Annotated in this window: 19 protein-coding genes and 1 tRNA gene; 9 read left to right on the forward strand and 11 right to left on the reverse strand. The window is 39.9% G+C overall.

Going from position 1 to position 23,061, the window contains the following annotated elements; all coding sequences use genetic code 11:
• Positions 1-66 precede the first annotated feature (66 nt).
• Together NIES592_RS08585 and NIES592_RS08590 are read right to left on the reverse strand one after the other, a co-directional pair.
• Entirely contained in the window at positions 67-2,289 is a 2,223-nt protein-coding gene (locus NIES592_RS08585; RefSeq protein ID WP_073555495.1) for a GumC family protein, read from the reverse strand.
• A 549-nt stretch (positions 2,290-2,838) separates the two neighbouring features.
• A tRNA-Gln gene (locus tag NIES592_RS08590) sits at positions 2,839-2,910 on the reverse strand.
• A gap of 415 nt (positions 2,911-3,325) precedes the next feature.
• On the opposite strand from NIES592_RS08590, the gene NIES592_RS26225 reads away from it, so the two are divergent.
• From NIES592_RS26225 to NIES592_RS08635, 9 genes are all read left to right on the forward strand, one after another.
• Positions 3,326-3,652 carry a hypothetical protein gene (locus NIES592_RS26225; RefSeq protein ID WP_016869274.1) on the forward strand — a complete coding sequence of 109 codons (327 nt, stop codon included), beginning with the start codon at positions 3,326-3,328 and terminating at the stop codon, positions 3,650-3,652.
• A 531-nt stretch (positions 3,653-4,183) separates the two neighbouring features.
• The gene (locus NIES592_RS08600) at positions 4,184-4,498 is read left to right on the forward strand and encodes a PqqD family peptide modification chaperone (RefSeq protein ID WP_062245883.1); all 315 of its coding nucleotides are present in this window, start codon (positions 4,184-4,186) and stop codon (positions 4,496-4,498) included.
• The gene (locus NIES592_RS08605) at positions 4,482-4,922 is read left to right on the forward strand and encodes a lasso peptide biosynthesis B2 protein (protein WP_009456424.1); all 441 of its coding nucleotides are present in this window, start codon (positions 4,482-4,484) and stop codon (positions 4,920-4,922) included. The genes NIES592_RS08600 and NIES592_RS08605 overlap by 17 nt, the downstream gene beginning before the upstream one ends.
• Positions 4,919-6,946 (forward strand): lasso peptide isopeptide bond-forming cyclase, encoded by a 2,028-nt coding sequence (locus tag NIES592_RS08610; protein WP_073555496.1) that lies wholly within the window; start codon positions 4,919-4,921, stop codon positions 6,944-6,946. Before NIES592_RS08605 ends, NIES592_RS08610 begins: the two co-directional genes overlap by 4 nt.
• A gap of 126 nt (positions 6,947-7,072) precedes the next feature.
• On the forward strand, positions 7,073-7,285 hold the full coding sequence (locus tag NIES592_RS08615) for a lasso peptide (protein ID WP_009456426.1): 213 nt from the start codon (positions 7,073-7,075) through the stop codon (positions 7,283-7,285).
• Between the two features lie 377 nt (positions 7,286-7,662).
• Positions 7,663-7,881, forward strand: a complete 219-nt coding sequence (locus NIES592_RS08620; RefSeq protein ID WP_062245880.1) for a lasso peptide — start codon at positions 7,663-7,665, stop codon at positions 7,879-7,881.
• Between the two features lie 369 nt (positions 7,882-8,250).
• Positions 8,251-9,156, forward strand: coding sequence for a hypothetical protein (locus NIES592_RS08625; protein WP_062245877.1), 906 nt, complete (start codon positions 8,251-8,253; stop codon positions 9,154-9,156).
• Positions 9,153-11,015 (forward strand): ABC transporter ATP-binding protein, encoded by a 1,863-nt coding sequence (locus NIES592_RS08630; protein ID WP_073555497.1) that lies wholly within the window; start codon positions 9,153-9,155, stop codon positions 11,013-11,015. Before NIES592_RS08625 ends, NIES592_RS08630 begins: the two co-directional genes overlap by 4 nt.
• Before the next feature lie 31 nt (positions 11,016-11,046).
• On the forward strand, positions 11,047-12,162 hold the full coding sequence (locus NIES592_RS08635; protein WP_073555498.1) for a nucleotidyltransferase domain-containing protein: 1,116 nt from the start codon (positions 11,047-11,049) through the stop codon (positions 12,160-12,162).
• Positions 12,163-12,180: 18 nt separating this feature from the next.
• Here NIES592_RS08635 and NIES592_RS08640 read toward each other — a convergent pair whose 3' ends face one another.
• The 9 genes from NIES592_RS08640 to NIES592_RS08680 form a co-directional block, all read right to left on the reverse strand.
• Positions 12,181-13,518: a hypothetical protein gene (locus tag NIES592_RS08640; protein ID WP_073555499.1), complete on the reverse strand. Its 1,338-nt coding sequence runs from the start codon at positions 13,516-13,518 to the stop codon at positions 12,181-12,183.
• Positions 13,519-13,684: 166 nt separating this feature from the next.
• Positions 13,685-14,848 (reverse strand): glycosyltransferase, encoded by a 1,164-nt coding sequence (locus tag NIES592_RS08645; protein ID WP_062245869.1) that lies wholly within the window; start codon positions 14,846-14,848, stop codon positions 13,685-13,687.
• Entirely contained in the window at positions 14,849-16,102 is a 1,254-nt protein-coding gene (locus NIES592_RS08650; protein WP_073555500.1) for a glycosyltransferase family 4 protein, read from the reverse strand.
• 2 nt (positions 16,103-16,104) lie between these two features.
• Positions 16,105-17,259, reverse strand: a complete 1,155-nt coding sequence (locus tag NIES592_RS08655; protein WP_073555501.1) for a glycosyltransferase family 4 protein — start codon at positions 17,257-17,259, stop codon at positions 16,105-16,107.
• A gap of 9 nt (positions 17,260-17,268) precedes the next feature.
• Positions 17,269-18,429: a glycosyltransferase gene (locus NIES592_RS08660; protein ID WP_062245862.1), complete on the reverse strand. Its 1,161-nt coding sequence runs from the start codon at positions 18,427-18,429 to the stop codon at positions 17,269-17,271.
• A 7-nt stretch (positions 18,430-18,436) separates the two neighbouring features.
• Positions 18,437-19,132 (reverse strand): class I SAM-dependent methyltransferase, encoded by a 696-nt coding sequence (locus tag NIES592_RS08665; RefSeq protein ID WP_256678089.1) that lies wholly within the window; start codon positions 19,130-19,132, stop codon positions 18,437-18,439.
• A 156-nt stretch (positions 19,133-19,288) separates the two neighbouring features.
• Positions 19,289-19,969, reverse strand: coding sequence for a class I SAM-dependent methyltransferase (locus NIES592_RS08670; protein ID WP_062245858.1), 681 nt, complete (start codon positions 19,967-19,969; stop codon positions 19,289-19,291).
• A 64-nt stretch (positions 19,970-20,033) separates the two neighbouring features.
• Positions 20,034-21,143, reverse strand: coding sequence for a glycosyltransferase family 2 protein (locus tag NIES592_RS08675; protein ID WP_073555503.1), 1,110 nt, complete (start codon positions 21,141-21,143; stop codon positions 20,034-20,036).
• Positions 21,144-21,161: 18 nt separating this feature from the next.
• Positions 21,162-23,036 (reverse strand): glycosyltransferase, encoded by a 1,875-nt coding sequence (locus NIES592_RS08680; protein WP_073555504.1) that lies wholly within the window; start codon positions 23,034-23,036, stop codon positions 21,162-21,164.
• Positions 23,037-23,061 lie beyond the last annotated feature (25 nt).

The following is a 23,061-nucleotide window of genomic DNA, read 5'->3' on the forward strand; positions in this document are numbered from 1 at the left end:
TAGTTAGTAGTTAGCAGTTGGTGGTTGGTAGTTAGTTATTAACCACTAACCACTAACCACTAACCACTACCCCTTAATTTTCCTCACGGAAGAAGATGTGGGGACAGAGTTATTTCTGATTTCTGTGTCATCATCATCACCAACACGTTCTACGCTCATGCTCTGCCTGTAATACTGCTGATAGTAGGTATAGGAAGCAGGTACGGCATCTCTGGACTTGTTGGCTACCAATCCCAAGATGGGTGTGCCGGATATTTGTAGCTCTTCTAATGCTTGTTGGAAGACGGTACGCTTTAGTTTACCTAAACCAGCAACTAGTACCATACCATTGGTGTTAGCTGCCAATAAGGTTGCATCAGCAAATCCAACGAGGGGCGGAGTATCATAAATCACTAAATCAAAACTACTATGTAGGTCTTGCATCAAGTCCTGCATTTTCTGAGACGCGAGTAACCTAATTGAGTCTGGGGGAACAGGACCAGCCGAGAGGACATAGAGATTGTCTTCTAGAGGCGATCGCTCAATCACGTTGCTCCAGTCTAAGTCAGAAGAAATAACATCAGTCAATCCCTGAATATTCATTAACCCTACGCGTTGGTGTAAGCTGGGAGAACGTAAATTTGCATCTACAAGCAAAACTCGGTGTCCCATTGCAGCTGCTGCTAAAGCTAAATGTACAGCAACTGTTGATTTTCCGTCTCCTTGTCCTGCGGAGCTGATCACTAGTGAACGAATTGGTGCATCAGAACCTAAAAGCAGAATGTTGGTGTAAAGAGAGCGAAAGACTTCAAAAAATGAAGCGCGAGCTGCTTGCTGCAAACCACTGGAAGTATTACCTGCATTTGTGGAGAGGGCAATTTCTTTTCTGAAAGGAACTACTCCTAATAATGGCAGTCCTATAGTTTCCTTAAGTTCTTTGGAAGTATAGAAGACGTTGCTGAGTTTATCAACAACTAAAGCTGCTCCTACTCCCATTAACAAACCTAACATTCCTCCCAATATGAGATTTCTCTTAGCGCTATCAGAGATGGCTTCAGGTTCACTCACTTTTGTCAATTGAGGATCTAGTAATCTCCAAGGTTGTAATCTTTGAGCGTACTCGATTTGTAATGCTTGTTGCTTGGCTGTAAATTGGCTTAAGCCTTCGGTGGCAATTTTTAATTCTCGCTGAATGTTATCGTAATCACGACTAACTGCTGCTAAAGCTCGCAAATAGCCATTGAGATTATCTATTTTTTCACTAATAGCCAGATCACGTGCTTCCAATTCTCGGATGCGGCTTTGAAAATCTCTGTTGACTCGCGCTCTTTCTTCTTCCAACATCATAGTCATGGTGTCTCTCTGTTGAGAAAGGCGTACCATGCCTTCTTCTTCGTCGGTAAATATAGATCCTCTTTGAGCAATTTGGGCATTTATTTGCTGGAGTTGATCGAGAATTTTTTGATACCGGGGATTATCACTGAGTAGTGAATTGCTAGCTAATGCACCTGGTTGTTGCAAGAACTCTTTTTGCAAGTCTTGATACTTGGCTCGCATTTGTTCTAGCATCACACGATTTTCTAGTTGCTGCTGTGTCAATGTAGCAACATGAGTAGATACTTCCTGTGCTTTTTGGGCTGGTTCGACTAAATTATTCTTCTGCCTGATTGTTCGCAGTCTTTCTTGCCAATCTTTGACTCGTTGTTCTAATGGTTTTCTTTGTTTTTCTACAAATTTCAGTGCCTGCTCTACATCATTACGGCGTTCTGCCAAACTATATTGCAAATAAGCATCTTTAATACTATTTAGCAAATCTGTAACTAGCTGCTGATCTGCATCGATATATTGAACTTGTAAAATATGTCGCTGTTTCGACTCAATCTCTAAGTTCTCAATTACATAGTCGTATTCTATTTCTGGGTACTTAGTCTGAAGCTTTTTGATGACTGGCTCTAGTATTCTGCGACTTTGTAAAACTTTTATTGTTGTTTTGATTTCTTCGGTGGTTTCTGGAGCTGCGATCGCGTCTTTGCCGTCTCCTATAGTTTGAGGAACATTAGCTATAACTTTACCCTCACCAGTCACAGGTTTGGTTAAAATTTCAAAGCTGCCTTGGTATATTGGTGGATCTGTTTCTGCTTTTAATGCCCCTGCGGTTGCTACTACGCCGGTTAAACCAGCTATTAGTAGCGCTCGTCGACGAAGGGCTGCTCCCACTTGACCTAAATTTAATCCGCCTTCATCAGCATCATTTAATTGAGCAGAGTTGGCTGTTAACAACGGGTGATGATATTTTTCTGATTTCAGCATATCTTTAGTAAATTTCACTACATTCCTGACCGAAATAATCGGATATTCAGAATTCAGAATTAGTAAACTCAAAAGTAAAAGCCCGCAATTTGATCATGTTATGGATCAAAAAATTATTTTCGTTGTCTGGGGTTCCCAGCTTTAATTGTCGGGTAATTCTAAATACTGAATTCCTGATTTCAATTCATTGTCACCCTGTATTAAGTCTTGAAAATGCCCGTTAATTTGGAGCGATGCACTATACATACAGTAACATTACGTAAGGTAGATTGGTAGCTTAATTGAGACAGTTAACCAAGCTGTATGTATAGATTTTTTATACTGTGCATCGTGATCTATACCTGCGGGTACTTCCATCGAGCGTGTGATAGCACTTGACAGTGATGGGTTATGGCTGCTGTTGCCTATTACCAACTACCGCACATTATATTTTGTGCTTTGGCGAAATTGCGATCGCTACCACAAGTTTGGTAAAATTACAGTTAAATAAGTTTGAAAGCACCAAACTGTAAGATAAAGTTTACTGCTTTAGTTTTACCTTTGAATTAACTGGGGCGCTAGGATTCGAACCTAGGGATGGCGGGACCAAAACCCGCTGCCTTACCGCTTGGCTACGCCCCACTGCGTTTTCGCTGTTTAACAATATAGCAGTTTCGACCATGGTTGTGTCAAGTACTTTGACCCAGAAATTTTGAGTGTATTAGTGGATGCACTAGGGAGTGTGAGGAGTAAGTATTAAACAACCACTAACAACTAACAACTAACAACCACCAACCAACAACAAAGGATATCAAACCAAAGCCTTGACTTGTGCCAGTAGGATTACAGTTGACATTATTTTCATCTGGCTACAATCTAAATGTGTGTATCCAGCAATTTTGGCTAGTTCAAGTGTTATCTGCAAGGGGAGAACTAGAAACATCAAGTCAAAATCAAAAGTCCTTGATTGTTTGCAGCTTGAGACTAGTTGTCGGTTGAATGATTACTCTGTGAACAGCATTAATTTGAGACAAATTTTATTGATAAGCAAATAATTATGCCTTTTAGTAGGTCAGGGATTAGCATTAGTGTTATTTATGAGTTAGTCGCGCAATTTATTTTTACTATACCAACGTTCCAAAAACATAAAATACACGACTTTCGGGGATTGATTTATGGGCGCGACTATATATTTGAGCCTATAGAAGGTTTAAAAAAAGGTTATATGACCGCGCAGTGTAAAGGTGTCAAGCGTGGTGACTGGATTATTCTAGAAGATGATAGTCGCTCTTATAGATATCAAGTTGAGCAGATTGATTACTACTCAGAACCATCAGACATGTGGATAGCTTTGCTTAATCAAGCAATAGTGGAAGAAACTTAAAAATTGGTTCAAAATTCCAGGTTTAGACCCCTACACCTCTATTTCCATAAACTCCTCAGAGCAAACTTTACCCAAGATTAACCTAATTATGTTTTTTTGATGAACTTTACGTACATCGTGAGTGTTATGTATGTATACTGATAACTTAGAAAAGCTACGTAAGCATCTTCCGCATTCAGGGTTGTTAATTCATCAAAAATCTACCTCTGCAATAATTAAAAACCGAGTTTGACGGTAAAAGTTTCACAAGTTTATACCATGGGTGTTAGTAAAACTAAAACTTTTTAGTTATACAAGTGTAAGAAAATATACTTAATTTCAGCCATACCCTATTTTCCCAAGGTAAGGCTCGGTTTTTCCTGGGTGCAAAGAATAAAAAAGAAGTGAATCTATGAGTTGTTGGGTGCAAAGTTTGGGAAGTTATTCGCTTTTTTTACCTGAATATCCGGATAAGCACTGAGAAAGCTAGTTAGATGTTAACAGGAGCCATTGCATAGCCAAAATAGAATAGCCTAAGGAAATTGAGTAAACATGAAATCAAAAACAGTAGAATTTAATATCTCAGAAAATACAATTGTTGTGGCATCTGTTGAGCAAATTTCCTCTGATTTGGGAGGTGAAGCAGTGATTCTCAATCTGAAATCTGGTGTATACCACGGTTTGAATGAAGTAGGAACATTGATCTGGAATTTGATTCAAACACCCAAAACTGTCAAGGATATTAAAGCAGCTATCTTGGCAGAGTACGAAGTTGAAGCCGAACGGTGCGATCGCGATTTGCTCAAGTTACTTGAAGATCTTTTAGCTGCGGAACTAATCAATATTCAAAATGACGCTACTGTTTAAATTTGTGAGTTTTAATGCAGGCGATCGCCACTTACTAATCATGACCTTGATTTTACTGGCAGCTATGCGCCTGGGATTGTGGTTACTACCGTTTCGCACTCTTTTAAAGCTGTTACCAAAAATAAGTCAACCAGTTAGCCTACAAACTACAAACCAAGTATCCATCCGCAAAATTGTCTGGGCTGTAGAGGTAGCCAGTCGTTACACGCCTGGCGTCAAGTGTTTAGCTCGTGCCTTGACTACGCAAGTCCTGATGAATAGATATAACCACCCTTGTCAACTCCGCATTGGTGTCGCCAAAGACAAGACAGGAATCCTAGAAGCTCATGCTTGGATAGAACATCAGGGAAAGATTGTGATTGGGAATCTGGCAGACCTTTCTCGCTTCATTCCCCTGCCAACCCTAGAAGGAGTCAAGTTATGAGTGGGATGATGGGAATTTACTATCTTGATGGGCGTTCTGTAGACAAGCAAGATTTAGAAAAGATGGTAAATACTCTCGCTCACCGTGGTCCTGATGGTGCAGACATCTGGCATGATGGAAATTTGGGTTTTGGTCATAGAATGCTGTGGACTACCCCCGAATCTCTACTAGAAAAGTTACCTTTAGTTAATCAAACGGGTGATTTAGTCATTACATCCGATGCTCGCATCGACAATCGGGAAGAGTTATTATCTATATTACAAATAAATGATTGTCCACTCACAAAAATAACGGACACTCAGCTAATATTAGCTGCTTATCAAAAATGGGAAGAGCTATGTGCAGAGCATCTACTTGGTGATTTTGCTTTTGCGATTTGGGATAGAAAAAAGCAAACACTTTTCTGTGCAAGAGACCATTTTGGAGTCAGGCCTTTTTACTATTACTATCAACCAAATCAAGAATTCATATTTGCTTCAGAAATCAAAGCACTCCTATGTTTACCACAGGTACCACGTCGCCTCAATGAAGTTAGGATTGGCGACTACTTGGCATTGATGATGGAAGATCAAAAGATCACCACCTATAAAAATATTCTGCGGCTTCCTCCGGCTCATAGTATGGTGGTCAGTCAATCAGGAATACAACAATGGTCTTACTGGTCACTTGACCCTGAGCATGAAATTCATTTAGCTGATAATGAAGCATATGCTCAAGAATTTCGGCAGATCTTCACAGAAGCTGTCAAGTGTCGCTTGCGTAGCGCCTTCCCCATAATCAGCCAACTGAGCGGTGGCTTGGATTCTTCGGCTGTGACTTGTGTAGCACGGAATCTGCTTGCGGAAGTAGGAAAAACTCCATTGCACACCATCTCAAGTATTTTTGATAAAGTTACTGAATGTGATGAACGCCCCTTTATCAATGCTGTACTAGAACAGGGAGGATTCATCCCCCACTACATTCATGGTGATGAATTTGGTCCTTTGTCTAATCTAGATAGTATTTTTCAGTATGAAGATGAGGCTTTATTGGGTCCGAGTCATTTCTATCCTTGGATGGTTTATCGCACCGCCAAAGAACTGGGAATGCGGATTACCCTAGATGGCTTTGATGGCGATACCACAGTGAGCCACGGGATAGCTAGACTCACGGAATTAGGACGTCAAGGTAAATGGAAAACTCTCATCCAGGAAGCTAAAGCCATAGCAGCACAGCACAATGTTTCGCCATACGTAGTTTTTCGGGGCCATGGTTTACCATATCTCCAAGATTTAGTCAAGAAGTGGCAATGGATAGAGTTTGTTAAAACCGTACAGTTGATTCACAAACATTTTGGTGTTTCCCGGAAATTGTTAATTATCGCTCACGGAATTAAGCCTTTCTGGGAGCAAGTACGGTTATTCTGGAGGGGACAACACAGACAAAAAACATCTCCTGATTGGTCTTTACCTCAGACTCCTCTTGTCAACCGTAACTTTGCACAACGTATTTATCTGGATGAACGGATGCAAACGTTAAGCCCTCCACGGGAAGCGCCCCTGACTTTAAGACAGGAGCATTGGCGTAGCTTAACTCAAGGAATATTAGCCTACACCCTAGAACAGATGGATCAATATGCAGCAATGTTTTCTTTGGAAGTTCGCCATCCTTTCATGGATAAGCGACTTATAGAATTTTGTCTAGCATTGCCTTCTGAACAAAAACTATATCAAGGATGGGGACGGATGGTCATGCGCCGTGCTTTAGCAGGAATTCTTCCAAAAAGCATTCAGTGGCGGACTGACAAAGCTGATTTGTCACCAAATTTTAATGATGGCTTTCTCAAGCGCGATCGCCAAATTCTCGATCAGGTGATGTCCCAAAAAATGAAAAACCTGGAGAAATACATTAATTTAGATTTTCTGCAAACAGCTTATCAGCGCATTCTTGCGGCAGAAAACCAAGCTAGCAACGATGATTGGATGGCAGTTTGGCAGGCAGTCATCTTAGCATCATGGCTGGACTTTAAAGGATTGACACCGTAATTTTCAAAACTTGGCAAATGTGGATTTACAAGCGCTCTTAACATTATAGCCACTGTAAATCCAATTAGCTGGGTGCATCACCACAAGTTTGCAGAAAATAGGTCAAAAATCAAAGGAGTTACAGCGATGAAGAAAACCTATATTGCACCAAAGCTAATTGCACACGGCAGTGTCGAAACAATCACCAACTTTTCTGGCAACCGGACACGCACGGATTTCGTATTCTTCAATGGTGATAACAATGCTGGTCTTTCTGGTCCAGTCAATCTGAATGGTAGTCTGGGTTCCATTGACCATTTTGATACTCCATGTCCCGAGAATCCAAGTAGATGCAAATAGTGCTCAAACTAGATCCATCAGAATTGGATAAAACGTCACTGGCTTAAGAGCCTAAAAGTAATTGTTCGATGGTCTTGGATTTAACCACCAACCACTCACCAGTACTTTCAGGCAGCTTAAGAGAGTAACAGTAGGCTACATCATTATGGATGAGCATATGTAGTCTGATCCAGTTTTCAATCTTGGCAGGTCGTAGCTCAGGGAGTTTGGTATACATCACTCACGATGAAAATACTGCTAAATCCAGGTTTCCGGCAGACCTTGGTTGTAGATACTGCTGATCTAGCAACCACTAAGCTGCGCCGTAAGTCCAACAAGGGGCTCTACACTCAAAAACTACTAAGTCAACTTTATCACTCAAAACAAGGAGACAAAACATGAAAAGTACGTATAGTACCCCTATACTCAGTGTTTATGGCGATGTGACCGAAATTACCCAAATTCTTGGTAGTTCTGGACAAACAGATTTCCTGTTTTTCACTGGTAGTGGTCAGTCTGTATCTGGTGGCAATGATAAAGGTTCCCTGGATATCATCTGTGATGGTACAGGCTGGAGGAATTTAGGTAATTGCCGAACTGCTCCTACCAATAAATAGTTTGGATAATCACATTCATAAAGTCTTGGTGATTATACCTTCATTAATTTACCAAAAAAAATGATAATGTTGGTTAACTCATAGAAGGCTAATATCCTTCTTGATTAAATGTTTACCAACAGCATCATCAACTTCCTGGCAATTTCTTGGTTCAACATTGTAGGTTGTTTGAGGTTGTAAAATCCAAAAAACGTTCATTGATTTTGAATGCTACTTCACTCAACCTACAATTATTTTTTATCTTAGCGGAGGAATAGAGGAGATCCATACAGATGGACTATGAGTTTGCTGTGAGGTTCTTGCCCAGCGCCCCTAATTCCTACTCAGGGGCTGAGTTCCACAATCCCGATCCCTATTTCCAGACAGGATATGAAGTGTTATAAAGCCTATAATTTGTGCATTGCTTGCGAATTACCACTTCCAGAGTTGATGGAAAGTGAATCTGAACCAGATGTAATTGTGCGGTTTGGCGATGTTAATGACGCGATCGCCACACAACATGATGGTGGCACAAATATTGTGGGAGGAATACCAGAAGTAGGTAAATTTTTTATCCAAAATGGACGGGAAATTGTGATCAATCCTCTACCAGATGTGGATGAGGCTGTTGTGCGGACTGTACTTTTAGGTCCTGTATTATGCGCTCTGCTGCGACAAAGAGGACTGTTAGTTTTACATGCTAGTTGTGTTGACATCAATCATCAAGGAGTAGCATTTTTAGGTGGTTCCGGTTGGGGAAAATCTACCCTAGCAACTGCTTTTCATAATCAAGGCTACGCCGTTTTAACAGATGATGTTATGGCTATCCAAATTCAAGCGGGGCGACCTTTAGTCTTGCCTGCTTATCCTCAGTTTAAAGTTTTTCCAGAAGCTTTGAATTGCTTAGGATATGATACTAAAAATTTATCACCAGTTTATCAAAGTACAACAAAGCTAGCTTATAAATTTACTCGTGGTTTCCAGCAAATTCCCCTACCACTACAACGTGTCTATGTCTTGGATAAAGGAAGTGAACATTTGATCGCAAACATGCAACCCCAAGAAGCATTTGTCGCATTGGTGCGCCATACTCGTGCTATGGGTGTATTAACAAAAAAAGAATTTGTTGCTAATCATTTACGTCTTTGTAGCGAGTTAATTAAAAGTGTAAAGTTTAGCCGTTTCACTCGTAAACCTTCCTTGGAAGATTTACCGAATTTAGTGAAGTTAGTTGAGGATGATATTAGCGATACTCTGGAAAATTCCTCTGATTATTTATTAGCTACCAAATCTTGAATTCACAGGGTCTTGATATTTTGAAGCGCAAATTTCGTAGTGCCAATACTATCATAAATCATCTAATTCAAACTCTCAGTCTGGTCTGGGCTGCCTCTGGCTACTGGACTTTAGCGAGTATGGTAATGTTATTAGTGCAAGGAATACTGCCAGCAATTTCCCTTACTTTCACTCGTCAGGTCGTTGATAATTTAGTGGTAGTTGCTGGAAATGGTCTCTCTGTGGCAAATGTGCAAAAGATTTTGATTCCAGTGGCATTGATGGCGGGTATCATGCTGTTGGGAGAGTTTTTCAATAGTTCTAGCGAATGGATTCGCACTGCTCAATCAGAATTAGTAAATGACCATATCACAGCTTTAATTCATAACCAGTCAGTAACAGTAGATTATGGCTTTTATGAATATTCAGAATATAATGACAAACTGAATCGCGCCCGAGAAGGAGCAAGTGGACGATCGCTAGCATTATTAGAAAGCATTGGTAGTTTGTTGCAAAACAGTGTCACATTGTTGGCAATGGCAACAATCTTAATTCCTTACGGTCTTTGGCTACCCACAATTTTAATTATCAGTGCTTTTCCGGCGTTCTATGTATTAATGTATCTCAGCAAAATTCAATATCAATGGTCACAGCGGACAACAACTGACCGTCGCTGGCTGATGTATTATGACTATCTGCTGACAAACAGTTCTACCGCCGCAGAAGTACGATTATTTGACTTTGCTAATCATTTTCAGTCTGCTTATCAGATTCTGCGTCGGCGACTTGTCAAAGAACAATTCCATTTATTAAAACTGCAAACTTTAGGTCGCTTTATTGCTGCCATAATTGCACTGATAATTACTGGTGGGGCTCTAGCTTGGATGGGGCGGCAAGTATTATTAGGTATTTTAACATTAGGAGATTTAGCTCTATTTTTCCAGGTATTTAATCAGGGACAAGGAATTGTTAAAGAGTTATTAAGTAATATTGGAAAAATTTATCGTAATAGCTTATTTATTGGTAATTTATTTGAGTTTTTACAAATCCAGCCCACAATTGTAGATCCAGAAAATCCAGTTGCTGTACCGACAAAACCTCAAAAAGAAATTCGATTTCGGCAGGTTACTTTCCGCTATCCTGGTGCTACAGAAGCTGTATTAGAGAATTTTAACTTGATAATTCCAGCTGGTAAAATTGTAGCGATCGTCGGTGACAATGGCGCAGGCAAAAGTACATTAATTAAGCTTTTGTGCCGTTTTTACGATCCAGATTCGGGAAGGATTGAATTAGATGGTATAGACTTACGTAACTTTGCCGTCAAAGAATTCCGTAGATTAATTACTGTTTTGTTCCAATCTCCCATTCCCTACTACACCACAGCAGGTGAAAATATTGCTTTGGGAGATATCACAGCACTATCAAATCAGGTAGAGATTGAATCGGCAGCTAAAGCATCGGGTATTCACGAAAAGATTATGCGCTTACCTTTGGGTTACAACACAATGCTGGGTAAGTTGTTCCCTGATGGAACCGATTTAAGTGGCGGTCAATGGCAACGTTTGGCACTAGCACGAGCATTTTTTAGACGCGCTCAAATCATTATTTTAGATGAACCAACAAGTGCTATGGACCCCTGGGCTGAATACGACTGGTTGGAACGTTTCCGCACCTTAGCAGAAGGTCGTACTGCTGTTGTGATTACTCATCGTTTCACTCTTGCGATGCAAGCAGACATAATTTACGTCATGCGTGCTGGTCGGATTGTAGAGTCAGGGAATCATGGCGAACTATTGGCTTTGGGTGGACTTTATGCTCAATCTTGGAAAGCACAAATGGAGTCCAGTTCGAGTCAGAAAGTGAAAAATGGGATTGCTTAACAAACTGAAAATCATTGAATAAGGCAGACAAATGCAAACTCTACCAAAGTTAAATACCAATATTTTAAATATCTATGTTCGCCCTGAAATACAGCTACTCCTTTATTGTGCTTCTACAAAAAGAGACGCTGCTAAAACCGAACAAATAAAAAGTTTGATTCAACTACCAAATTTAGACTGGCAAGATGTAATTAGTCAGGCATATAAACATGGTTTAGTACCGCTTTTATACACCAATCTGAATACTATCTGTAAAGATGATATCCCCAAGGAAGCTATCAATCAAATTCGTCATCTTTCTTATGCCAATAGCCAACGCAACTTAGTTTTGTGTGCAGAATTATTTAAAATTCTGCATCTATTACAAGAAAAAGATATTAAAGGGGTTCCTTATAAAGGACCAATTTTGGCTAGCACTGTATATGGCAATATAGCACTGCGCCCTAGTGGTGATTTAGATATTATAGTGCAACAGCAGCATGTTCTAGAGTTCAAGAAAATATTAATTTCTCTGGGATATCAACCATTAGTAGAATTAACTCAACGAGAAGAAATTGCCTTTCTTGAAGCGAAAAGCGAACATAGCTATAACTTTTTTCATTATGAAAAGAAAATTCTGGTAGAGATTCACTGGAGAGTTAGCCCAGAATATACATCTCCAATCGAAACCAAACACTTTTGGAGCAAGCTAAAACCCTTCCCTTTTGCTGGCATTACAATATATAACCTACCGTTGGAGGATTGGTTGCCAATTTTATGTGTTCATGGTTCCAGACATCGTTGGGAAAGATTAATTTGGCTTTGTGATATTGCAGAACTACTGCGGACTAATCCAGAAGTTAATTGGGATTATCTGATTCAAGTAACTACTGAATTAGACTGCAAGCGTATGTTCTTTCTCGGTCTTTTTTTGGCTCATCATTTATTGGATGTCACCCTACCAGTAAAAGTGTTACGGCAAATCAAAGCAGATACAGAGGTAGTTGCTTTATCTTCAGAAATTTGTCAAAGTCTATTTACGAAAGATAATCATAACCCTAAATTTTTGGGCAGAACAATCTTTCATATGAGAGTCAGAGAACGCTGGCAAAATAAATTTTTGTATTTTCAATCGTTTCTACGCTGGTTAATGATTGTCAGAAAATAATAGTTGCACTTGTGATTGTTAGTTCAATTCTAGCTGGGGATTGCTATTGTAAATTAACTGTAGTTGTCGATCGCGCGATCGCTTGGCTAATTGTACCTCTTGCCACCGCAAACCCAGAATTGCAGCCACAGAGATGACATATCCTGGTTCTTCCATTTGCGTAAAAATAAAGCCAAACACGGCTACACTCATCAAAATCACTCTGCAAGCATCATCAACGCAAAATCGCCGCCAAGCGACGAACATTACATAAATGAAAGCCGCTAAACCAAACAATCCCCAATCTCCCCAAATACCAGCCCAACCAAAAAATGGCGACCACAAACGACTTCTAGGACCAATCCAAGTAGACCAAACCGCATCCCACGCTTCCTGACTCGCAGGAAATTTTGTCACACCTAAAGGCTCTAATAAGCTGGCATAATCCCTTAAAATCCATCCCCCTAATCTACCAACAGTGTGTCCGGGTCCTAAACCAAAAAGTAAATTTAAGGGCGATTGATAGTGAGATGTCACAATCGAAAATATTGAGAATTTTAAATCTAAACCATCCTGCATTTGGTCTTCTCGGGAAAACGCAAGTAATGAAGGAGCTACCGTCTGAGATGCCAAATGAATTCCACCTAAAAATAAAATAGCTAACACCAAGTACTTCAAGAATAAAGTAATACTTTTATTTGTTAGTTTTAGTTTAGTTAACATCACTAATATCAAGGCGACTAAAAACACTAATAAGTGTGATTTTGCATCTGTAATAAAAAGATGTATAATTGCGAATACAGCTACAGCTATACGTATCCAGAGGGGAGATTTTTTAGAACTGGTGAAATAATAAATAGCAAAAATAATCGAAACTCCAGAAGAAACATCACAACCCGCACCTTGTCCAAGAAAAACTCCGGTGATGAAATCTCCTGCTGCTGGTTGACCTTCTCCCCAACGTAAAATAAACTTCTGTACAAACGCAAAAAATATATTAATAAAAGCAAATGATAAAAACCAAAAACGCAGACGCCTAAGACTTTTTTCTGTTGGTATGATGCTAATCATGGCAAGTAAAAAGATGAACCACTCAGCACGCAACATATAGTCTAAAAAGACATTGACTACACCTGCTTTGTTGAGCAAAGCGCTAAAAATAACGATTGCAAGTAAGATCAGCAAAGCTGTTAACAATTCGAGTGCCATCTGCACTCGAATTTTGGATCGAATTTGTAAAAATGTGAAAATTCCTGCTAAAGGAATGAAGACAAAGTGAGCAAAATTTACTACTGAAGGAAAACCAACTGCATCTAGAACTCGCGGTAGAAACGCACTAGCAAAGGCAAGCAACAAAATTACAGAATTTTTAACCATATCATGTTCATTTGAACACTTATATTATCCATTAGAGTTGGTCATAAGTAATTAATATTAGATGAAGTACACATCTATCTGTGTACCCTGCGTGAAGCCGCCCGTAAGGGCATCTACATCTGTGTTCATCTGTGTTAATCTGTGTTCGTTTTTTTGCCTTAAAAACTTAAAGATTACGAACTAAATCATAAATCTCCATAAGTTTATGATAATTTTGTCTAGCTGTATATTTTATTTCATATTCCCTTCTAACTTCTTGACGCATCCGATTCAGTTCTTGGGGATTTTCCCACAACCACGTAACTTTTCTCGCTAAATCTGCGGAATCAGCAGGTATAAATTTAAGTCCAGTACGCTTGTCCTCTACCAATTCTGCGATCGCACCGATATCAGAAGCCACCACCGGTGTTCCCTTGGCAAAAGCTTCGACAGCTACCCTACCAAAGGTTTCATACCAATTAGAGGGAAAGATTAAGAACATTGCTTCTCCAAGCAACTCATAAACCTCCGACATAGATTTACGACCCAACCATTCAATGTGGGGCATATCTTGGGCATCTGCTGCCAACTTCCCTGCTAACGGCCCATCACCAATTATTTTTAAAGGTAGTCGCATCGGTAATTGCTTCCAAGCCGCCAGCAAGGTACTCAAACCCTTTTCCACAGATAACCTACCGACATATAAAGCATAGCCACCCTTACCCTCTCCAGGTTTGGGATCGGGGTGAACGAAGTTAGATTTTACGACGATTTTTTCTGCGGGTAACCCCCCTTGAATAAACTTCTGGCGGGCAAACTCAGTTAAAGCAATGTAGACATCAACCATTTTTGTCCAGGTGCGAAGCGTGCGGTGGACTGTTAGCATACTAGCAACTGCGACACTCGCTACCCGACTTTGGCGGTAACAACCATGTATCACTCCTGGTAAGGGCAAAAATTTACCCAGACAGTCTTCGCAAACTTGCCCATCACGAAAGAACAAAGCATTAGGACACAACAAACGGTAGTTTCGCAGTGTCTGAACTACAGGCACACCCTGAGCTTTGGCAGCATAATAAACTGAGGGAGAAATTAAAGGGAAAAAATTCTGGACGTGAACGATATCCTGGGGTTGTTCTTGGAGTCGCCGTTGGATAATTTGGTATGCTTCTTGTGACCAAATTGTTCGTGATGCCACCTGTAACTGATTCATCTTGGCAATGCGATCATTGTGTTCTTCGTACACTGTCACTTCATGCCCCATTTCTCGCAGCAGGTTTTCTTCGGCTTGGCGAGATTCATCTTCGCCGCCGCGAATTTGATAACGGTTGTGTACGCTGAGAATCCGCATTTAAGCCCCCTGATGAACGATTTCCGTATAAAGTTTCCTCAAAAACTTGCCCTTCATTTCCCAACTGTAGAGTTGGTTTACTCTTTGCCTACCTGCCTTTCCCATGCGAACTCTTAAATCTGGTTCCCCAGCCAAACGCTGCATGACTTTTGCCATGTCTACGGTAACTTGCTCCGGAGTATGGGCAGGAATTTTGAATCCGGTTTCTGCGGTGATTTGAGTTGCTGGCCCCCCTAGTTCCAAACAAATTACCGGACGACTGGCTGCCATTGCTTCCAAACAAACTGTTGGGGAGAAATCATGCAAACTGGGGTGTACCAAAACATCACACTCTCCCAATTTGCTTAAAGTTAAATCTCGTGGCAAGTTGCCAAAAAAATGGACGCGATCGCTAATTTGTAATTCTCGGCTCAGGTTTTCTAAACGCTTTCTTTCTGGCCCGTCACCCACAATCCAGAATTCTCCATTTGGTAAGTTGGCTTGGGCAAAAGCCCGCAAACCCAGGTGAAAGCCTTTCCAATGTAACAACCTGCCAATGCTAATAAAGCGGATAGATGTTGCCGATGCCTCCACGGGTAACTGCCCCAACTGGGTAATTTCTTGTTGATTGATACCAGTTTGCCCGTATATTACCTCAATGCGCTTTGCACCTAAGGCACTGACACGGGCAGAAGTTTCGGGTGTGGCTACAATTGCTACTTGGCTGCGCTTGACTGTGAGATGAACAAATGGATCGCGCTCCCCTACCCAAGCAGCAATATTACGGAGAAATTCATAAATTTTATTACTTGTACTGAAGTCTTGCCAGAAAGGCGTGGGTGCAGATTCACCACCGCCCACAGGTCCCCAAACGAAAGGTATAGGTAGCAAAGACAGAAAGCTAGGAGCGGAATACCTACCGTAGGTGACATGGTGGACTAAATCAAAATTGATTTGGCGATGTAAATTTTGTGCCAAGAAGTAAACGCCGATCTGCCAAAGATAATGATGCAAGTGGACGCCTCGATTCTTTCCTTTCCACCAACGCGCCCAAGCTGGTAGGTCGTAGTAAATGACTTCTAAACTGGGAATGGGATTTTGTGTCAGTTCCGCCTCAATGAACGGGCGATTTTCAGCACGAGTGATGACCCAGATTTTGTAGTGTTTGACCAACTCTCGCGCCATGTTCCAACCAACACCCGGTTCCGAACCCATATCCGGTCTGCAGGCATAGGCAGAGAGGAGAACTTTTAAGGGTTTTTGTTGATTTTCCATACCTAGACCATAGATTGTTGTAAGGAATAATCTCGCTGCATGCCAACCAAACTTTCATAAACTTCAGCCACTTGAGAAGCGGCTTTTTCCCAGGTAAACTCTTTAGCCCGAACTCGCCCCCGCTTAATTAGTTGTTGATGGTAGCTAGAATCTTGCTGAATGTGCTGTATGGCCTCAACCATAGCTGACACATCCAGAGGCTCAACTAAAATTCCTGCATCCCCCACTACTTCTGGTAAAGAAGTCACATTAGAGCTAATAACTGCCGTCTGACAAGCCATTGCTTCTAAAATGGTGATGCCAAAACCTTCATAAACTGAAGGTGCTAGCAGGATGTCTGCTGCGTTGTAAATTTGTCTGAGTATATTTTTATCTGGCTTACCTAAATACTTGATACAAGAGTTAAGGTTGTGCTTCTGGATAAATGTTTTTTGTTCTTTGGTAAAATCAGCGCCTGTTTTCCAAAAATGAACGCCCATTCCTTGGGAATTTAAGATTTCTAAAACTTGGAGTATAGTTGTGACATTTTTCCGGGGATGGTTTGACCCTACGTTCAGCAGACAAATGGTATCTGGCCTCAGTCCCTGCTGCTGGCGAAAAGCTGATATTTCCTCTACCGGTAAGGGATAAAAATCTGACTCTACGCCGTTGTGTACTACTTTTATACGTTCTGCTGGTGTGTGCAACAACTGCATCGCATCTTTTGCTGTATGGTTAGAGACACAGATAATGCGATCGCTCTGTTTGAGTCCTTTGATGGCATACTTCCAAGCAGCCATGCTGACTACTGGTAGCTTTGCTTGGTCTTGAATATTTTCTGGATAAATAAAATTAATCAGGTCGTGGCAGGTAACAACTACGGGTTGATTAGTTTTACGCAGCCATTGGACAATATGGGCATCACTATGGTCAATGATATGAAAAACATCAGCTACCTGTTGCCTGACAGTGGCAGGATAGCGCCAGTAACGCTCGTAATACTTCTCAATTCCTTGGAGCCAAGAAGTTTTTTTATTAGTGAGGGAATACGACCGTGGAGTTAATTCGATAATTTCCCAGTCTGGGCGAACTGCTTTGAGGCCACTAACCAAACCATCAGCATAGACATCCATACTAAAGGAAGCTTTGGGCAGCCTGCGGACAATTGCTACACGCATTGTAATTTTCTATGTGTTTGTATCAACGACTTGATGCCAAAGATTAACTAGTTTTTGAGCAATACTTTGGTGTGTATACTGTTGCTGCACTCTTTGCAGGCTGTATTCTCCTGCGGCTTTCCACCAATCTGGTTCGCGGATCATGCGTTCTAGAATAGCAGTTAGCGCTTCGCTATCTTCCTGGGGAAACACTAAATCAGGACGACCGATAACGTTCGGGATTTCTCCACAAGTAGACCCAACAACAGGGATACCCATTGCCATAGCCTCAATGAGTACATGGCCAAATTGTTCTTTCCAGGTGGGAATGCTACGAGAGGGTAACACCAAGACATCAAACTCACTCATGACTTGGGGTACTTGATCATGGCGGACTACACCATACCAAACCACCAAGTCTTCTACTTGTTGTCTGTGTGCTTCTTGGCGTAGTTCTGCTTCATGGACACCAGTTCCACACAAAATAATCTTCACGGAGTAACCGCGATCGCGCAGGTTTTTGGCAGCTTTTAAGATCAAATCAACACCTTTTTGATGTACCAAACGCCCTACAAAGCCGATGCGGAATTCCTGATGAGGATGTTTTTTTGGCTGGGGAGCAAAGAACTGGTTGTCTACTCCCATTTGGGGCATAACTTCAATTTGACCTTTGTAACCCCATTTCCGGATAATATCAGCCCCTTCTTGGTTCCCTGCAATAATTAACTTGGCGGAATTCAGCACAAATTTATACATCCAGCTGCGATACCAGGGGAGTTTGCGGTCAATGTTTTCCCAACAGAAGACAACTAGGGTTTTACCTGTTAGTCTTGCCCAAACTGCCATTTCAAAGGCAGAAATCGCCAGTACTTCTTGTTCAACTTGTAGAATATCTGGTTTAAAATTTCGGAGGGCGTGCAAAGTTGCTAGTGGTGGATGAAAATATACTGTACTGCGCCCGTTAAAAAATACCTTAGTCGGGAACATGTGAATGTGGGGAAAAGGAGTCTCTAATTCCATTACCTTTCCCCAAGCGATCGCCCGCCATCTACTAGGGGTGAGTAAACCAACTTCTGCTTTCCCAGTAGATGCGATCGCATCTAGTTTCCCTTGGTTGACACCAACCATATAAGTATGGGTAATAAAAAGAACCCGCAGTGGTGAAATTTTCTCAGTAATTACTTGACTCATATAAACTTCACACACTTAGCTTTGTACAAAAATAAATATCTTCAGTGTTGGAATCTTCACTAATCAACCGATATTTTTCTGCTAAATTATCACCTAATGCTTGAATATAATCTTCTACTTTTACCTGGAATCCTGCTGCTTCTAGCCTATTTTTATAATCACGTCCGTAGAGTCTGAGATGGTCTTTTTGTCCGTAGAACTTCACTCTATCTTCTTCAGAAGTGATATTAGGATCTTCAAATGTTTCAGCAATATTTTTATCTAAAGGAACTTGGAGAATTGCCCAGCCATTTGGCTTGAGAACTCTGTATAATTCTTTTATGGCCTTGGCATCATCTGGTACATGCTCTAATACGTGATTGCAAAGAATCACATCAAAAGAAGCATCAGCAAAAGGTATATTAGTAATGTCCATATTCATCATTACCCGTGGTGCTGATAAATCAGCAGTTAGGTAATCAATATTGGGCAATTTCCGAATCAGTCTGTAAAGTTGGAATTCCGGTGCAAAATGTAGCACCTTCAATTTTTCCGACAACAAATTAGTGCGATTTTTGAGATATAACCATAACAAACGATGTCTTTCTAAAGAAAAGCATTTCGGGCATTCAGCCTTTGGTCTATGATTAATTCCCGCAGGTAAAAATGTCCGAAAACTTCCTTCACAACAAGGACAAGTATATTCTTTCCCTGCATAAGTCACAGATTGTATAGCTGATATACAGCTTTTTGCTATTTGTGACAGGTAATATTTGGTTTGTAAGACTTCTCGATATGTCTTGGTATGACTCATCATTATTGTTAATAAAAAAAATACTGAATTTACTCTAATTTTTAGTATTCTCAGCCTATTTATTGATCATGCATTACCTACTAGAGAAACTGGCTGTGAGCTTTCTTGCAATTTGGGTGCATGGTCAGTTATTTTTTTTCCTTCAACAATGACAGCATTCACTGTCCGGCTATACTGTTCAATAATGGCGACATCCTCAATATCGCTTTCTAAACCTTTCTTACTTGCTACTTCAAAGCCAATTTCCGACATAACTTGTAATAGTGCATTAGTATCATACATGCACTTATGAGGAAAACGAATAAAAGGTGCTAATCTGCGTTTGAGAAATCCATCTGCTGAATCTTCGTAGCTAACTTCAAGTGCATCAAGAAATTTATGTGCTGGTATTTCACCTTGCAGATAACTTTTGACTATGACGCTCAAGTCAGGAACAACTATGCGAATAATGCCATTCGGTTTCAAAACTCGATAGCATTCTTTTAAAAATTTTTGTCCTTCAGTGCGTGAGAAATGCTCCAGAGTATGGGAGCTATAAACTATATCAACAGAATTGTCTGCCCACGGAAATTTTTTTCGCAGGTCATAAATAAAAATATTATCTGGCCAGTCAAGATTGATAATTTTGAGATATTTGTTGATGGTAGAAAACACAGGTAGCTTAGCTAACCAAGAACCAAGGGCATAATCTACATTTAACCAACCATCTGGAGTATGAGAACCACAACCAAGATTGAGTTTGAGCATTTGTACAAATTCCTTCTGACGTTACCAAATTTATTCAGAGATCAAAATTCACAAATTCACCCACTTACAAAGCTAGTGCTAGTTTTTTTCTAAACAGCCATTTTCCGAAACGTCTTAAGCTACCTGAACCATAAATTTGGTCAAATAACATTTTAAAGATTGCATCTGGTAGAAATTCACCCCATTTTAATAGCCATGTGTGAGGTGTATTTCGACCAAATAGCTGATAGAATTCCGGGTGATTTATGAGTTGTTGATGTGCTTTTCTAGTTTCTAATTTGGATGCACCTTTGAGGCGGGCTAGTAGATAAAGATTTTGGCAAACTATTAAACTGTATTGCCAATCTTTTAGCCTCTCTGCAATTTCAGTCCCATAAACTTTTAACAGAAACTGTTTCTGTTCTTGATGTACACGAGCAATAGTAATTTGTGATTTCTCAATGAAGTCTGCTGACACGATCGCCACGCTCGTAGTGTTGCTTCCATGCAAGCGAAACTGATTGAGTACGTCGGGTACAGCTCCGATAACTGTTATGTAGGGTGCACAACGGAAGATTAAACTATCGGCATTGCGTCTAAATTGTTCATTAAGTGGAAATATATAATCAGCAACTTCTCTACGAAGACTCAGCGCCGAAGCTTGAGGAATATTGTTAATAAATCCACCATTTTCTAGAGCATAATCTCCCATCCAGCCAGAAGCTAGATTTTTATACATAGGGGTAGGTTTGATTAATTTCCCCTCACTATCAATTTGAACAACATTGTGAATTACAAAGCCAGCTTGAAGATTGGTTTTAAACTCATTGACAATCTTTTCCAACTTCCTCTTCATCCAGATATCATCTGCATCTAGTAAGCAAATGATTTGACCTTGGCTCTTTTGGTAAGCTACATTTAAAGCGCTAGCAACTCCACCATTTTGTTTGCTGATTAATTTAATTCTAGAATCTTTACGAACGTAGTTAGCAATGACATCACAGGAGTTATCAGTGGAACCATCATCACAAACAATGATTTCAAAGTTTTGATATGTCTGGCGAAGGACACTTTCTAAGGTTTCGCTAATGTATTTGTCATAGTTATAGTTAGCAACTAATACAGAGACTAGTGGACTATCAGGAAGCTGAGACAATTTAATGGGTTGCAGTTCTTTTGTTTGTAGTTCTGGCATTTAGTGAATCCTTGGGCTTTAATTTACCGACGCATTGTGTATAGGTTGTTGGGGTTGCTCTTTAAGCTTGAGATAATCTTTCCAGAATTCAGTTGAAGTGAAATAACTGAACGAATTCTTCCACTCTAAACTGACAGAAGACCATCTCGTTGCACTCTTAATAACAATTTGTAACCATCTAAATAAAATTCCTATACCAGTTGCTCGACTCATCTCGTTCCTTTGAATAGAGTTATTTCCTTCGCGCGAAATGATAACTCTCTTTTTCGCAAACGCCTTAGGCCACCAATCTTGATAGTCTGAACCTATCCATAAAAATGCATCTTCATTGCTGAGTAAAAAGTTGGGGATTAAATGACCATTGAGAGTCAATAAAGCAATAGTTTTTTTTAAAAACGTAACTTTAGTCTGTTGATTAAGAGATTTTGGATCAAATTTATTATTAGTGGATTCGCTATATTGCAGACTCTGACTCTTATACATTTTGCTCAGTTCCACAATACTAGCATGTAGTTTTTCTGGATCAGTACTTTTAACTTTATCTGGTCCTTTGATGTAATCTTCAAACCCCCTCAGCAGCATTTCAGCAGAATTGTAATCAAATAAAAATAGCTGGTAAAATAAAGCTTTTGTCAAGAATTTTACTGCTTCTAAATATCTTAAAGATTCACGAATAGAATGTGTTATCAAATGATTACGAGTTGCATAATAATTAACCCAAACAGGATTTTTGGCATAAAAAGGTTCGTGCCAAACAGCTATGCCAGGGAACGCCACTATAGGATTTCCAAGGCGTTCCTTAATCCTTGTACCAAACTCCATATCATCTACCTTAATGAAATAAGGCATCGGTAGTCCGATTTTTGCAACTATTTCCTTGGAAAAAGCGAAAAACCAAAATGCTCCATAGTCAGGGTTATCTTCTGTTAGAAATATATTAGTAGTGGTTTTTTCCAGATTCAGTTTGTGCTTCAGAGGAACACGTCCAAATGGACTATGTACAGGTTTTCCATTAGCACCAAAGTGTATACCATAAAGTGCGCCTGCTTCATATACCATGGATTTTTTGTATAAATCTAGCATAGCGCCAGATACTGCAAAATCTTGATTGGCATACTCATACAAAGGGAAAAGTCTATAGATAGATTCACTGTCTAGTTCTACATCATCATCCATCAACAAAAAGTGTGTATAAATATTCTCATCAAGAGCTTGTATTAATCCTCGAGTAAATCCTCCAGAACCACCTACATTTCTGTTAGGAATCAATTCCACATTTTGCTGATCAAACTCATCTCTTTTTAAGGTACTACCATTATCAACAACAAAAATCTTAAAGTTTTTACTTTGTAGAAAACTGTCTTTTAAAATAGTATTAACTGTGTTTTTGACATATGTTTCTTTTTTAAAAGTGCAAATAACAATGCCCAAGGAAACTTCTTTAGTCTTTGGTTGATCAGTTGCAATTACACCCTCTGTAAATAAGCCATGCTCACCTAAACAAGTAATTTCAAGATAAACTCTACCTGCATCTTCACTCCGCCAAGAATCTGGTAGTGAAATTTTCACAGGTTTAGATAGTTGACATTTCTCAAAACTTTCTGTGTGGATCAACTCTCTAGTCTCTTGATGAGGATGCTCTCTATAAAGAGCAACCTGAAAGTTACCCTCAAGAGTTAATAAATAATATAAAGAAGATATCTGGGTATACTTGGCATAGAATTTCTCAAAAAACGAATTAAAATAGGTATTTAAAGACAAAACACTATTTTGAGTGAAAACAATCTCTTGGTGTTCTGTACATAAATTGAGATATGCACCTTCGGAACATTTTATGTACAAGCTAGAGGTTTCAGATGTTGACGGAAATTTAATTCTGTTTACTACGGTCATCTTTTATTGAGTGTTTAGATACTTA

Origin of the sequence: Fischerella major NIES-592 (assembly GCF_001904645.1) — a bacterium.
Lineage (GTDB): Bacteria > Cyanobacteriota > Cyanobacteriia > Cyanobacteriales > Nostocaceae > Fischerella > Fischerella thermalis.

Excerpts from the sequence above, each read along its gene's own strand:
- NIES592_RS08585 (WP_073555495.1), bottom strand. The coding sequence starts at position 2,289 with ATGCTGAAATCAGAAAAATATCATCACCCGTTGTTAACAGCCAACTCT.
- NIES592_RS26225 (WP_016869274.1), top strand. The coding sequence starts at position 3,326 with ATGCCTTTTAGTAGGTCAGGGATTAGCATTAGTGTTATTTATGAGTTA.
- NIES592_RS08600 (WP_062245883.1), top strand. The coding sequence starts at position 4,184 with ATGAAATCAAAAACAGTAGAATTTAATATCTCAGAAAATACAATTGTT.
- NIES592_RS08605 (WP_009456424.1), top strand. The coding sequence starts at position 4,482 with ATGACGCTACTGTTTAAATTTGTGAGTTTTAATGCAGGCGATCGCCAC.
- NIES592_RS08610 (WP_073555496.1), top strand. The coding sequence starts at position 4,919 with ATGAGTGGGATGATGGGAATTTACTATCTTGATGGGCGTTCTGTAGAC.
- NIES592_RS08615 (WP_009456426.1), top strand. The coding sequence starts at position 7,073 with ATGAAGAAAACCTATATTGCACCAAAGCTAATTGCACACGGCAGTGTC.
- NIES592_RS08620 (WP_062245880.1), top strand. The coding sequence starts at position 7,663 with ATGAAAAGTACGTATAGTACCCCTATACTCAGTGTTTATGGCGATGTG.
- NIES592_RS08625 (WP_062245877.1), top strand. The coding sequence starts at position 8,251 with ATGAAGTGTTATAAAGCCTATAATTTGTGCATTGCTTGCGAATTACCA.
- NIES592_RS08635 (WP_073555498.1), top strand. The coding sequence starts at position 11,047 with ATGCAAACTCTACCAAAGTTAAATACCAATATTTTAAATATCTATGTT.
- NIES592_RS08640 (WP_073555499.1), bottom strand. The coding sequence starts at position 13,518 with ATGGTTAAAAATTCTGTAATTTTGTTGCTTGCCTTTGCTAGTGCGTTT.
- NIES592_RS08645 (WP_062245869.1), bottom strand. The coding sequence starts at position 14,848 with ATGCGGATTCTCAGCGTACACAACCGTTATCAAATTCGCGGCGGCGAA.
- NIES592_RS08650 (WP_073555500.1), bottom strand. The coding sequence starts at position 16,102 with ATGGAAAATCAACAAAAACCCTTAAAAGTTCTCCTCTCTGCCTATGCC.
- NIES592_RS08655 (WP_073555501.1), bottom strand. The coding sequence starts at position 17,259 with ATGCGTGTAGCAATTGTCCGCAGGCTGCCCAAAGCTTCCTTTAGTATG.
- NIES592_RS08660 (WP_062245862.1), bottom strand. The coding sequence starts at position 18,429 with ATGAGTCAAGTAATTACTGAGAAAATTTCACCACTGCGGGTTCTTTTT.
- NIES592_RS08670 (WP_062245858.1), bottom strand. The coding sequence starts at position 19,969 with ATGCTCAAACTCAATCTTGGTTGTGGTTCTCATACTCCAGATGGTTGG.
- NIES592_RS08675 (WP_073555503.1), bottom strand. The coding sequence starts at position 21,143 with ATGCCAGAACTACAAACAAAAGAACTGCAACCCATTAAATTGTCTCAG.
- NIES592_RS08680 (WP_073555504.1), bottom strand. The coding sequence starts at position 23,036 with ATGACCGTAGTAAACAGAATTAAATTTCCGTCAACATCTGAAACCTCT.